Source organism: Mariniflexile sp. HNIBRBA6329, from assembly GCF_043558645.1.
In the GTDB taxonomy this organism is placed as follows: Bacteria; Bacteroidota; Bacteroidia; order Flavobacteriales; family Flavobacteriaceae; genus Mariniflexile.
Genome location: NZ_JBIFXS010000018.1, coordinates 1 through 13,584 on the forward strand (window position 1 = coordinate 1; position 13,584 = coordinate 13,584).

Here is a 13,584-nt window from a genome sequence, read left to right on the forward strand (position 1 = left end):
ACAATGATAATATTGTTCAGCTTTAATTTATAAATTTAATCCTTTAATAATCTGTATCGGTTATTTAGGACTAGACATATTGATTAGGTTAAACTTTAAAATGCGAATTTAACAAATGTACTTTCATAGCTTTTCTAGATAACAGAACCCCAATAAATAGTGAAATAAAAGCACCCACCCAAACACCAGGGATAAAGTTTATAAATAAGAAAAAGTCGTATGCCCCATGAAATAGAACGGCAAGGAATAATCCTGCTAAATTCAATACTATTTTATGGTTCGAAAATTTGGCTTTTCCCATAAAGTAACCCATTAAAACACCAAACGTCGCATGGGCTGGTACCGCGGTAAAGGCTCTTAAAACTGCAGTTTCCACGCCACCTTCCAGTACATAAAAAATATTTTCGGTAGCCGCAAAACCCATCGATACCATAACGGCGTACACAATGCCATCAAAAGGCTCGTTGAATTCTTTATGTTTTTGCGAATAATAGCGCACAATAAGGTATTTGCTTAATTCTTCGGAAAAACCAACAACAAAAAAAGCTTTTATAAATTGTTGTGCTATACTGGTTTTATTGGTTAAAGGAAGTACAATATCAAACACAAAATACATGATGGTGGTTATAAGGATACTAACTACCGCTCCCAAAAAAAAGTTGAGCAGCAACAAGCGCTTCGGTTCTTTTTCATATTTATCCTTAAAATAAATATAAAGCATGACAATAAGTATGGGAGCAATAGCAAAAAGGAGTAGATTCATTGTTTGAAGTTAAGCTATATGTTTTAGGATATTTTTATAAATTACCTCGTAGTAGGCTTTGTTTGAAGGTACAAAATGATTGCCTATACCTGCGTTTTTAATAAGGTATGCAAGTTCGTGAAAGGATACCAATTTCAAGGCCTCTACTTCTTCTTCTTGTACTTTTAATGTAGAGAGCGGTACTTTAAGTTCGGCTATAAAGGTGTTATGGAATTCATTATCAACTATGCCATTTTCATAGGATTGGAAACATTCAAAAATACCAATGGGCTGTAAATCGTTTTCTGAAATACTTAACCCAATTTCTTCACTGGTTTCCCTGATGGCTGCTTGTTTTGCAGTTTCACCTGCGTCGATATGGCCCGCCACCGAAACATCCCACATAAGCGGACAAATGCTCTTTTTTGCTGAACGTTGCGACAGTAATACATCACCATTTTTTGTATAAAACCAAACATGGGTGGTATGATGGTAATAACCTTTTTGATGGATTACCGATTTTAATTCCGATGTTCCTGTAGGGTTGCCGTGTTTGTCTACGATATCTATGTATTCGTCCATATTTATTGTGAAGTGTTCATTTTAATTAAAGTAGCCTTGCGTTAGGGATTGAAGTGGCATCCTTTTTTGCCATTAAAAGCAAAAAAGATATAGCGGAAAGCCTGACCCTTGTGGTAACGCCCAACTGATTAATATTTAATATCTTTTTTGTCATGAAAAGAGATTCCCGCTTTCGCGGGAATGACAAAGTATTATTTAAAATAACTAAACGTTTCGCCTTCTTTTATGTTAAGCAAACTTTCGTAAATAAGTCTTATAACGTTTTCTACATCTTCTCTATGTACCATTTCTACCGTCGTGTGCATGTAGCGCAGTGGCAATGAAATAAGTGCCGATGCTACACCACCATTACTGTATGCAAACGCATCGGTATCGGTACCTGTAGCACGCGATAGGGCGTTGCGTTGGAATGGTATTTTTTTAGCTTCGGCCGTATCGGTAATTAAATCACGTAACTTTTGTTGTACCGCTGGTGCGTATGCAATTACGGGGCCTTTGCCCAATTCTAAATCGCCTTGGGTTTTCTTTTCAATCATAGGCGTGGTGGTATCGTGCGTTACATCGGTAACAATAGCCACATTTGGTTTTATGGTTTGGGTAATCATTTCGGCACCGCGTAAACCAATTTCTTCCTGTACAGCGTTTACAATGTACAATCCAAAAGGCAAGGTTTTTTTGTTTTCTTTTAGTAAACGCGCTACTTCAGCAATCATAAAACCACCCATGCGGTTATCTAAAGCGCGACATACAAATTTGTCGCCGTTTAAAATATGGAATTCATCTGGGTAGGTGATAACGCAGCCCACATGTACCCCTAATTTTTCAACATCGGCCTTGGTTTTGCAGCCACAATCAATAAAAATATTATCTGGTTTTGGCGCTTCTTCTTTCGATTTATCGCGCGTATGGATAGCTGGCCAGCCAAAAACACCTTTTACAATGCCGTTTTTAGTATGAATATTTACAACTTTACTTGGTGCTATTTGGTGGTCGCTTCCGCCATTTCTAATTACGTAAATCAATCCGTCATCAGAAATGTAATTTACGTACCAAGAAATTTCATCGGCATGTCCTTCAATTACAACTTTGTATTTAGCTTTGGGGTTTATAATACCTACCGCAGTTCCATAGGTATCGGTAATAAATTCATCTACATAAGGTTTTAAATAATCCATCCACAGTTTTTGTCCTGTCCATTCATAGCCTGTTGGCGCTGCATTATTCAAATATGACTCTAAAAAGTCCATAGACTTTTTGTTTAAAATGCTCTTCATCGTTTTGTGTTAAAGTTTTGCACTAAATTAATAATATAAATACAAAAAAAATGTTTTAGACATTGTAATTTGTTAATTTTGAAAGATTATTGCTCCAATAGTTTATGAAGAATTTTATAATATATCTATTTGTACTTATTCCTGTGGTGTTCTATGCTCAAATAAAAGATGAGGAAGAAGATGATTTGGAATATGATTATATATTTGTTGAAGGTGATTCTATACCCCAAAAGGTGGTAAATCTTAACACGATTTATATCCTTAGCGATATGAAGTTTGCCAGTAAGGAAGATAGAATTAGGTATCTGATTTTACGCCGAAAAACGCTTAAAGTATACCCATATGCCAAATTGGCTTCAGAAAGATTGGATTCTTTAAACGCCCGATTGGAATCTATGAAGAAGGCTAGCGATAAGCGTAAATACACCAAAATAATCCAAAAATATATTGAAGGTGAGTTTTCAGATGAATTAAAAAAATTAACACGCACCGAAGGACAAATTCTGGTAAAATTGATACATAGGCAAACCGGTAAAACCACATTTGGTTTGGTAAAAGAACTCCGTAGTGGTTGGCGTGCGTTTTGGTACAATACTACAGCAAGTATGTTTGATATATCGTTAAAGAAACCTTTCGACCCTAAAAACGTGTACGAAGATTATTTAATTGAAGATATTTTACAACGTAGTTTTAAAAGCGGATTGTTGGTAAGACAAAAAGCAGCCGAAGAATATAACTTTTACGATTTAACAGATATCTGGATAGATAAACAGAAAAAAAAGTAAGTTGTCAGTTTATAAACAAACACCATTACAAGAACGATTAAATGCCATTTCGCATACCATTGGTACTATTTTTGGTGTTTTAGGATTGACTACTCTCATTATTTTCGATAGTAATAAAACCGATTGGAGCCTTTTTAGTGTAATTGTGTACGGGATTTCTATTATAACTTTATTTACAGCGTCAGCACTATACCATTCGGTAAATGACGAGGTTAAAAAGCATTATTTCCGTATTATAGACCATATTAGCATTTACTTTCTTATTGCAGGAACATATACCCCGGTATTGTTAATTACATTACATGATAGTTTAGGTTGGACCCTTTTTTACGTTGTTTGGAGCATAGCGGCTTTTGGTGTGATTTTAAAACTATTTTTTACAGGTAGGTTCGAAATATTTTCAATCCTATTGTATTTGGTAATGGGTTGGCTTATTGTTTTCGATTTTACCAACCTATCTAAGTTAATGGATAGTAATGGCATATTGTTGCTATTTTTTGGTGGACTAGCCTATACTGTGGGGATTCTATTTTACGCTATAAAAAAGATACCCTACAACCACGTTATTTGGCATGTATTTGTACTGGCAGGAGCTGTTTTTCACTTTTTTATGATATTTTTTTATGTGATTTAACCTTTTGTCATTCCTGTGGAAACAGGAATCTCATGAATGTAAACTAGGCTTATGATAAAAATTATTCCAGCAACTAAAATTATTGATTTTCAATGTATTTCTAACTTAGCCAATACTATTTGGCACGAACATTACATTACAATAATTAGCTTGGAACAAATTGAATATATGCTTGATAAGTTTAATTCTGTTCAGGCATTAAAAGATCAAGTGCATCAAGGTTATTCGTTTTTTTACATCACTTATGAAACCACTCCAGTTGGCTATATTGGAGTTAAAAAAGAAGCTGATTATTTATTCCTCAGTAAACTGTACGTACTGAAAGATTATAGAGGGAAGAAAATAGGAAAAGCTGCCATGCAACATGTTTTTGATTTAGCCAGTTTTTATCAGTTGAAAAAAGTAAAACTGAATGTAAATAAATTTAATACCAATTCCATTTTAGCTTATGAAAAGTTGGGTTTTGTAAAAACTAAACCCCTTGTTACAGAAATAGGAAAAGGTTTTATAATGGACGATTACGAAATGGAGAAACAATTGACAATTGACAATTAACAATTCAAAATCGTTAATCGTCATTCAAAAATCGTAAATCATTTAATCCTCGATCACATCCTTATATTCTTCAAAAAATGCTTCAAATAAGCTCATTTTTTCATTAAAGAATTCCATCACATCGCGCCATGTGTTTTTATTGTGAATGGATACTTTTTGCTCTAAAGGCACGTAAATTCTAGATATTTCTTTTTCATTTTCAAGTAGGTATGCTTCTTCAAAAATAGCATCCGGTAAAAAATCATCTAAAAGAATCGATTTTAGGGCAGTTAGTTTTTCCCAATATTTAATTCTGAACTCCAAATCGTCTTCCAAATCTAGCGCTACTAAAGCCGACTTGGTATCAAAATGAAATTTAAAACTAAAGCCCTTCAGCTTGGTATCATACAAAATCCATTTCCGTGGAAACGATTTCCCATAACTCGTCCAAAATTCTTGTCGTAATAATCTAGATTCTTCTTTTGAAAACATAAATTAGATATTAGAAAAGAGACAATAGACAAAAGACCTTAAAGGAACAATCTCTATTCTAGCTTCTTTTTTCTTTAATCTCTTTTAAATCATATAAGCCACCGCTACGCCTAATACAATGGATATAAACTTGGATAAATTAAATTTATGTCCTTCTGCACTTTCAAATAAAATGGTGGTCGAAATATGGAAAAAGATACCAATAACAAAGGCATTAATAATTTGCGAATAATCGGCAAGGGCTTCCCAAGTATTACCTATAAAAGTTCCTAAAGGCGTCATAAAAGCAAAAACCAACAAAAATCCAGCAATTTGTGTTTTACTGTATTTAGATTGGAATAAAAACATAGTAATTAACGTTGCAATAGGAATTTTATGTACCAAAACCCCGTAGACCATATCGTTGTGGTCGTGTATAGAAAACCCTTCTAAAAAACTATGGATGCACAAACTAATAAATAACGACCACGGAAATGCCGTTTCATGCTTGTGTATATGCATATGCCCATGTTCGGCACCTTTAGAGAACAACTCCAACACAATTTGAAGCATGATACCGCACATTATGAACAATCCAGAACGTTTCGCATCTAAATGCTCATAAACTTCGGGGAGCAATTCAAAAAGTGTTAATGCTAATAAAAACGAACCACTAAAAGAAAGTAGTAGTTTGGTGTTCCACGATTTTTGATTTTTGGTAATGGTAGCTAAAAAAAAGCCAAGAATAACAGCCAGTATAGGAAACAGAAATTTGTTCATTTAAAAAATAACCTACTTAAAATATAATTAATACTATTTAAAAATCATTACTAAACGCTCCGAAGTTTTCGCACTAAACTTACGCAATTTATAATCGCCAAAAATATCCAATAAATATACACCTGCTTCTTCAAAAAGCGCTTCAAAATCGGCTAAAGTAAAGGCTCTAACGCGCTCTTGAAATTTGTAATCTTCACCATCGGCAGTAAAGCTAATATCTTTTATGATATAACCATCTTCAACATAACGTTTTAGGTTAAAATCTATCCCTTCTACCGTTTTTACTTCTTCGGGCACTAAATTATCAATAACAAATTCACTGTTCATAAAATCAATCACCCCAAAACCTACGTCGTTCAAATCGGTTTTTATAGCCTTAATGGTGTTCAAATTATCTTCATCCTTATCAAAATACCCAAAACTGGTAAACAAGTTAAAAATGGCATCAAACGGTTTATTGAAGGGCTTACACATATCGTGAACCTCAAAATGCAAGGTATCGTTTTCAAACTGTTTGGCGTAACTAATGCTGTTTTCGCTCAAATCGGCACCCGTAACATCAAACCCCAATGAGTTTAAATACACGGCATGTCGCCCACGCCCACAAGCCAAATCCAAAATTTTTCCACCTTCCGGAATATTCAAATAGCCCGTAAGGGTGTCCATAAAATGTTGCGCCTCAGTATCGTCTCTATCTTTGTATAAAATATGGTAAAATGGTGTGTCAAACCAAGAAGTAAACCAAGTAGTTGTGTCTTTATTCATATCAATTTCCTGCGTAGGCAGGAATCTTTTTTTTATTTTTTGGGGTTACCCTGATCCCGATAACTATCGGGAGGGTCAGGCTTTCTGCTATATCTTTTATTTTATCACCTTGAGCGCAGTCGAAAGGTCTTTTTTATACAAAACAAAAGGATAAGTTTATCCTGAGCGCAGTCGAAGGACTGCAATCCTTAACCCATTATCAGCAATTGCTGGTTAATTAACCGCAAAATTACGTTATTTTTGCAATCTATTCGAGATAAAAAATGGAAGAAAATTTTAATATGTTAGCCAAAACCCTATTTGGTTTTGAAGAATTATTAGCAAATGAACTCACACAACTAGGAGCACAAGACGTGAAAACAGGCGTAAGAAGCGTATCGTTTTCGGGCGATAAAGGCTTTATGTACAAGGCCAATTTGGGTTTGCGTACCGCTATAAAAATATTAAAACCCATACAAACATTTACCGTAAATAACGAGCAGGATTTATACAACAAACTGTACCAAATGCCTTGGGAACAGTATGTAAAACCATCGGGAACCATTGCGGTAGATGCTACCATACATTCCGAATTATTTACAAACTCACTATACATAGCACAAAAAACCAAAGATGCGATAGTAGATAAATTTCGCGATACCACAGGCGAACGCCCCAATGTAGATTTAAAATTCCCCGACCTAAAGGTAAATGTGCATGTAGATAGGCACCAATGTACCATTTCGCTAGACTCTTCGGGAGATTCTTTGCATAAACGTGGCTATAAATTAGCCACCAATATTGCACCCATAAATGAAGTGTTGGCAGCTGGATTAATCATGCTTTCGGGTTGGGACGGACAAACCGATTTTATGGATCCCATGTGTGGTTCTGGCACCATGCTTATTGAAGCTGCTATGATAGCCTGCAACATACCACCAAACCTAATGCGTAAAGAATTCGCGTTTGAGCGTTGGAACGATTGGGATGTAGATTTGTTTGAAAAAATAGAAGAATCACTTTTAAATAAAACCCGTGATTTCCATCATAAAATTATAGGTTATGATAAAGCACCAAGTGCCGTAGCCAAAGCCATAGAAAATGTAAAAAATGCCCAATTAGACGATTTTATAGAAGTTAAGCACGAAGATTTCTTTAAAACCCAAAAAGGTGGCGACGAAAAGCTACATATGGTATTTAACCCACCGTACGGCGAGCGTTTAAATATAGATATGCAAGAATTTTACAAAAACATCGGCGATACCTTAAAGCAAAGTTACCCAGGTACCGATGCTTGGTTTATTACCTCTAACCTAGATGCTTTAAAATTTGTTGGTTTACGCCCATCAAGAAAAATACATTTATTTAATGCCAAACTGGAAGCACGTTTGGTTAAATATGTGATGTATGAAGGTAGTAAGAAGGGGAAGTATATGAAGTGATTGCTGCCAGTGTTTGGCACTTAATTTATTCGTTTCTGACGGTGAAATCTGATGTTGCTTTAAGAATGAACTCATTGAATGTGTTTTCAAGGACTTGAAATTCTGGAGTAGTTATAAACGTTTGCCAACAAATATTTAATGCTTGACTTTCATCCGCAGCTAAACCTTCATTGACCATTGCTAGGAATAATGTATGATGATCACTTATATTGAGGCTTGTTTGAATTCTTTGATTTGGATTAGCCTTTAAATAAGCATTTATCAAAAACTTTTCAGGCGCCATATAAGGAAACAAAAACATGCTATGTTCATTCGGATTCTTATGAAATTGAGAATAATAAGGGTCATTTTTATAATCGCCGTCAAAAACACACGCATATCCTATTTTAAGACGCATTTGTTCAAAGTTTCTTTTGTGACGTTCGTAATCATTTTTAACCATATTTGCGGGGCCAGACTCAATTACATTAACTAGTCTATCGAAATATTTATAGGTTTGGTTGAGCTTTATTAATAGATTTTTAAGAATGAAATTGGCAATGTTATCTTCACAATAAAGATGTAAAAGCGGATAAGCCTTAGAGTCCATTTTGGAAAATGCGGCATTTACAGATATTCTGTTTATACATTTTGTATTCCCATCATTTTGAGGTTCAATAAATTTTCTAGATTTAGAGTTAAATGCAGATATTAATGTGGGAGAGTGTGTTGTAATTACAAATTGCTTTTTGTCCCTCCAGCTAACATAATTAATAACATCTGCTATCTTTCGTTGTATAAATGGATGAAATCCTGCTTCAATTTCATCTATTATAATGAACGAATTTTTTGGGCTTTCTATTATCTCCTCTAAAATGTTAAGAACAGATTCTTCGCCAGAAGCTGCATTAAAACTTGAATAATGGTCTCCAGTTGTTTTAAGTAGAAATGCTTTTTTATTTACATGAGAACCTATATCATAAATCTCAATTCCATCAGAGATAGAGAAAATATAACAAAAGGCTTTTTCGATATCACAATTTACTCTTGTTTGTGCACTATGTGATATTTTGCGCAAAAGACTATTTGATATATTCCGAGCAGGAAGTATTCGTTCCAAATCAATAAAGGGAACCTCTCTTTCTTTTATTTGAGCATTTTTTCTTTTTGGATCCTTTGATGCTTTTCCAACCCCACTCCAAGAACGGCTCGTATGAAGTCTTCTTGAATTTCCATTTCTTGGATCGTTGCCAACCCTCCAATCTAAGTGATATTCATAATCTTTGGTTGTATTCTCGTATGAAGTGAATTGCAATACATCTTTCCATGTATGTCTACGTAATGTGCTTGTCGGTTTTGTTGAGTCTACTCTTAAAAAATTGTAATGACTGCAAGCAAGTAATAAAAGAATGCTTGTTTTACCGATTTTATTGGTTCCACTTATAACAGTTACTGGATGCTCGAATAATATTTCAAGCTCTTTTATATGTCTAAATTCTTTAATATACAACCTACTAATAAAGTGAGTAAAGCTATTTTCAGCATTACTAAAAACTGTTGGATCATGGAAGTCCAATTTGTTTTTTATGCTTTTTATGTTTTGTAATTCCATGTAGCTTTTAATTGTGCCTTAATTTATGATATGAATCTATTTCAAAAATTTATATTCACCGATAAGCGAAGTTAGATTTTTCTTACCAAAGTAACAATAAGCAGTTATAAGTAATTATCAACATTTTTCTGTTATAGCGAAGAAGCATGACTAATCTATCTGTTTATATTTTCAATCGATTTGATTTTAGATAAAAATATGTCATCTAAAAAATTAAAATTAAAACAAGATGTTTTAGTTGTTAATTGTGTTTTTGTGAATTCTATATTGGTTTTTTTTTGTTAAGTACATACATAAAGAGTTAATTGATTTACCGATATTTGAAAATCAAATTTTTAAAAGACACTTGTTTTAGTAATTACCAATAAAATTATTTTACATGAAATTAATCAGAATTTTTGCTTTAGTTATAACAGTTACTTTATGTCCACACCAAAATTACTCACAAACTTTAGAGTTTAATAATCCTATTGCGGAACAACGTGCCGACCCATGGGTATATAAAACAGACGATGGGGTGTATTATTTAACTGCAACAGTTCCAGAATATAATCAAATTGTAATAAGAAAATCCAATAGTATAAATGGTTTAAAAGAGGCTCAGGAAAAAGTAGTTTGGCATAAGCACAAACAAGGCGTTATGGGACATCATATTTGGGCGCCAGAATTGCATTGGATAGATGGAAAATGGTATATCTATTTTGCTGCAGGTGGGGCTGAAAATATATGGAATATAAGAATGTGGGCTTTATCGAATTCGTCAAAAGACCCAATGGAAGGTGAATGGACAGAAGAAGGGCAAATAATAACACAAAGAGAGTCCTTCTCATTAGATGCTACTACTTTTCAGCATAAAGGTAAAAGGTACTTAATATGGGCGCAAAATGTAAGGGGAGGAAAACACGGCACCGCTTTAGTTTTATCAGAAATGAAAACTCCAACTAGCTTAACAGGACCTGAAGTAATTTTAACCGAACCAGAATTTAGTTGGGAAAAAATAAAATACCATGTTAATGAAGGTCCAGCTGTAATAAAAAATAATGGAAGAATATTTGTAACCTATTCGGCTAGTGCTACCAATCATAATTATTGTGTTGGTTTGTTATGGATTGATGAAAAAGCAGATTTGTTAGACGCATCAAATTGGCATAAATCACCTGGACCTGTTTTTTATACAGATGAGGATTTACAAAGGTATGGTCCAGGGCATAATTCGTTTACAACTTCAGAAGAAGGAAAAACTACGATAATGATTTACCATGCCCGCGATTATAAGGAAATACTAGGGCATGAGTTATCCGATAAAAACCGTGCTACACGTGCCCGTGTTGTAGAATGGACAGAACGTGGTTTTCCTGATTTTATGCAAAAAAATGCCGATTGACATTAAATTGGACATGAGCTTCAATACCTATACTGTTATGTCATAAATTAGCAATAACCAACTAAAAAATAAATTAAAGAGTAATTAAGAATGATAAAGTTTAAATATTTCCTGTTCATATTATTTATCCTCTCACAAGTTTCTTTTTCTCAAGTAAGAAATGTTAGAGAATTAGATGTTAATTGGAAGTTTCAAAAAGGAGATGTTGAGAATGCCCAACAAGAAAATTTTAACGATTCGAAATGGGAAAAGGTAAACGTTCCTCACGATTGGGCTATTTATGGGCCTTTCGACAAAGAAGTTGATAAACAAACTGTAGCCATTGTACAGAATGGTGAAGAAGAAGCTACCGAAAAAACAGGGAGAACAGGCGCTTTACCACATGTTGGAACTGCCTGGTATAGAAACAACTTTACTATTTCTGAAGAAGATTTAACAAAAAAAACAATCATTCTATTTGAAGGTGCCATGAGCGAACCTCAGGTGTATTTAAATGGAGAAAAAATAGGAAAATGGGCCTACGGTTACAGCTATTTCTATTTTGATATTTCTAAATTTCTTAAAAAAGGGGAGAATACTTTAGCGGTAAAATTAACGAATGAAGCATTTGCTTCTCGTTGGTATCCCGGAGCAGGTTTGTACAGAAATGTGAGTTTGATTACCAAAAACAAAGAGAACATTAATCAATGGGGCACTTTTATCACCACGCCTTTTATTAGTAAAGAAGAAGCCAAAGTAAATGTCAAAACAAAAGTATCTGTCGCAAACGGATCTTTGGTAACTACTATTTTTGATGCTGATGGTAAAACAGTAAGTGTTGATAAAACTACTTTAGAATTTGGGAACGAATTCGATCAAAATATAAAGGTTAAAAATCCATCTTTATGGAGCCCAGAAAATCCTTATTTATACACAGCAGTCACTCAGTTTTTTGTGGGAGAAGATTTAAAAGATGAAGTAACTACTCGTTTTGGAATTAGAGAAATTAAGTACGAAGCTAACAAAGGATTTAGCTTGAACGGAAAAGTAACCAAGTTTAAAGGAGTTTGTTTGCACCACGATTTAGGTCCTTTAGGAACGGCTATTAACAAAGCTGCTTTAAGACGTCAATTGACTATTTTAAAAGAAATGGGATGCAATGCCATTCGTAGTTCTCACAATATGCCTTCTTTTGAGCAATTAGAGTTGTGTGATGAAATGGGATTCATGTTCTTAGCAGAAAGTTTTGATGAATGGGCAAAGGCAAAAGTAAAAAATGGATATCACCGTTTTTTTGATGAATATGCTGAAAAAGATATTGTTAACTTGGTACAGGCTACTAGAAACCATCCATCTATTGTCATGTGGAGCTCAGGAAATGAAGTACCAGATCAACATGGAGAAGCAGGGGTGAAACGTGCTAAATGGTTGCAAGATATTTTTCATAGAGAAGACCCAACTAGACCAGTAACCGTAGGAATGGATCAGGTAAATTCTGTTATGAAATCAGGGTTTGGTGCTTTGTTGGATGTTCCTGGGTTAAATTATAGAGTACATCTATATGAAGAAGCAAATAATAGATTTCCACAAGGATTTATTTTAGGTTCTGAAACAGCATCAACCGTAAGTTCAAGAGGGGTTTATAAGTTTCCTGTTAAACAAGGAAAAAATGTTGAATATGATGATTTTCAATCTTCTTCTTATGATTTAGAAGCTTGTAGTTGGTCTAATGTTCCGGATGAAGATTTTGTATTGCAAGATGATAAAGATTGGGTTATTGGAGAATTTGTTTGGACAGGTTTTGATTATTTAGGAGAACCAACACCGTATGATACAAGTTGGCCGTCACGCAGTTCTTATTTTGGAATTAATGATTTGGCAGGTTTACCAAAAGATAGATATTATTTGTACAGAAGTCGTTGGAATAAAAATGCTGAGACTTTACATATTTTACCTCATTGGAATTGGGAAGGTAGAGAAGGAGAAGTAACGCCTGTTTTTGTATATACCAATTACGATAGTGCTGAACTTTTTATCAATGGAAAAAATATGGGAGTTCAAAAAAAAAATAATAAGACCCCACAAAATAGATATCGTTTGATGTGGATGGATGTTAAATATGAACCAGGAACCGTAAAAGTTGTTGCGTATGATAAAGATGGAAAAGCAGTAGCCGAAAAGGAAATTAAAACAGCAGGCAAGCCCTATCAATTGGTTTTAAATCCGGATAGAAAAACTATCAAAGCGGACGGAAAAGATTTGTCTTATGTTACCGTTTCTGTTGTAGATAAAAACGGAATTCCTTGTCCAACGGCAACCAATCAGCTAAAGTTTAAAGTAAAAGGAAAAGGAACCTACAGAGCAGCTTGTAATGGAGATGCTACTTCTTTAGAACAGTTTCATTTACCAACAATGAAGTTGTTTAGTGGAAAATTAGTAGTCTTGGTACAATCTGAAAAAGAAGCCGGAGAGATAGAATTAACAGTTACTGGAAAAGGACTCAAAAGTGAAAATTTAAAATTAAATTCAATAAATTAAACTTTACACACTCAATGAGATACCACCATTATGTATTTTTTTTCATTTAAAACCATAAAAAACCACTTTGTTTTTTACAAAGTGGTTTTGATTTTTTATAAAAT

Annotated in this window: 13 protein-coding genes; 6 read left to right on the forward strand and 7 right to left on the reverse strand. The window is 34.0% G+C overall.

Going from position 1 to position 13,584, the window contains the following annotated elements; genetic code table 11:
• Positions 1 to 88: 88 nt before the first annotated feature.
• The 3 genes from ACGK9U_RS14565 to ACGK9U_RS14575 form a co-directional block, all read right to left on the reverse strand.
• Positions 89 to 763, reverse strand: coding sequence for a PrsW family intramembrane metalloprotease (locus ACGK9U_RS14565; RefSeq protein WP_209653970.1), 675 nt, complete (start codon positions 761 to 763; stop codon positions 89 to 91).
• A 9-nt stretch (positions 764 to 772) separates the two neighbouring features.
• On the reverse strand, positions 773 to 1,324 hold the full coding sequence (locus ACGK9U_RS14570) for an NUDIX domain-containing protein (RefSeq protein ID WP_394467210.1): 552 nt from the start codon (positions 1,322 to 1,324) through the stop codon (positions 773 to 775).
• A gap of 191 nt (positions 1,325 to 1,515) precedes the next feature.
• On the reverse strand, positions 1,516 to 2,598 hold the full coding sequence (locus ACGK9U_RS14575) for a M42 family metallopeptidase (protein ID WP_394467212.1): 1,083 nt from the start codon (positions 2,596 to 2,598) through the stop codon (positions 1,516 to 1,518).
• A gap of 104 nt (positions 2,599 to 2,702) precedes the next feature.
• On the opposite strand from ACGK9U_RS14575, the gene ACGK9U_RS14580 reads away from it, so the two are divergent.
• Genes ACGK9U_RS14580 through ACGK9U_RS14590 form a run of 3 tightly spaced genes read left to right on the forward strand, consistent with a single transcriptional unit; the run spans position 2,703 to position 4,572 of the window.
• Positions 2,703 to 3,383: a DUF4294 domain-containing protein gene (locus tag ACGK9U_RS14580; RefSeq protein ID WP_394467214.1), complete on the forward strand. Its 681-nt coding sequence runs from the start codon at positions 2,703 to 2,705 to the stop codon at positions 3,381 to 3,383.
• Position 3,384: 1 nt separating this feature from the next.
• A complete protein-coding gene (locus ACGK9U_RS14585) occupies positions 3,385 to 4,017 on the forward strand; it encodes a hemolysin III family protein (protein WP_394467216.1) in 633 nt (210 codons plus the stop codon).
• 51 nt (positions 4,018 to 4,068) lie between these two features.
• Complete coding sequence (locus tag ACGK9U_RS14590) at positions 4,069 to 4,572, forward strand: GNAT family N-acetyltransferase (protein WP_394467217.1); 504 nt, start codon at positions 4,069 to 4,071, stop codon at positions 4,570 to 4,572.
• A gap of 42 nt (positions 4,573 to 4,614) precedes the next feature.
• On the opposite strand, the gene ACGK9U_RS14595 is transcribed toward ACGK9U_RS14590, so the two are convergent.
• The 3 genes from ACGK9U_RS14595 to ACGK9U_RS14605 all read right to left on the reverse strand — a co-directional run bounded on the left by ACGK9U_RS14595 (position 4,615) and on the right by ACGK9U_RS14605 (position 6,567).
• Entirely contained in the window at positions 4,615 to 5,043 is a 429-nt protein-coding gene (locus tag ACGK9U_RS14595) for a DUF4268 domain-containing protein (RefSeq protein WP_394467219.1), read from the reverse strand.
• A gap of 84 nt (positions 5,044 to 5,127) precedes the next feature.
• Positions 5,128 to 5,802: a ZIP family metal transporter gene (locus ACGK9U_RS14600; protein WP_394467221.1), complete on the reverse strand. Its 675-nt coding sequence runs from the start codon at positions 5,800 to 5,802 to the stop codon at positions 5,128 to 5,130.
• Between the two features lie 33 nt (positions 5,803 to 5,835).
• A complete protein-coding gene (locus ACGK9U_RS14605) occupies positions 5,836 to 6,567 on the reverse strand; it encodes an SAM-dependent methyltransferase (protein ID WP_394467223.1) in 732 nt (243 codons plus the stop codon).
• Positions 6,568 to 6,830: 263 nt separating this feature from the next.
• Here ACGK9U_RS14605 and ACGK9U_RS14610 point away from each other — a divergent pair, with 263 nt between their 5' ends.
• Positions 6,831 to 7,988 carry a class I SAM-dependent RNA methyltransferase gene (locus tag ACGK9U_RS14610; protein ID WP_394467225.1) on the forward strand — a complete coding sequence of 386 codons (1,158 nt, stop codon included), beginning with the start codon at positions 6,831 to 6,833 and terminating at the stop codon, positions 7,986 to 7,988.
• A gap of 25 nt (positions 7,989 to 8,013) precedes the next feature.
• On the opposite strand, the gene ACGK9U_RS14615 is transcribed toward ACGK9U_RS14610, so the two are convergent.
• Entirely contained in the window at positions 8,014 to 9,579 is a 1,566-nt protein-coding gene (locus ACGK9U_RS14615) for an AAA family ATPase (RefSeq protein WP_394467227.1), read from the reverse strand.
• Between the two features lie 379 nt (positions 9,580 to 9,958).
• Between ACGK9U_RS14615 and ACGK9U_RS14620 the strand changes: the two genes are divergently transcribed.
• Together ACGK9U_RS14620 and galB are read left to right on the forward strand one after the other, a co-directional pair.
• The gene (locus ACGK9U_RS14620; protein ID WP_394467229.1) at positions 9,959 to 10,963 is read left to right on the forward strand and encodes a family 43 glycosylhydrolase; all 1,005 of its coding nucleotides are present in this window, start codon (positions 9,959 to 9,961) and stop codon (positions 10,961 to 10,963) included.
• A gap of 90 nt (positions 10,964 to 11,053) precedes the next feature.
• The gene (gene galB / locus ACGK9U_RS14625; RefSeq protein WP_394467231.1) at positions 11,054 to 13,480 is read left to right on the forward strand and encodes a beta-galactosidase GalB; all 2,427 of its coding nucleotides are present in this window, start codon (positions 11,054 to 11,056) and stop codon (positions 13,478 to 13,480) included.
• The last annotated feature ends 104 nt before the right edge of the window (positions 13,481 to 13,584 follow it).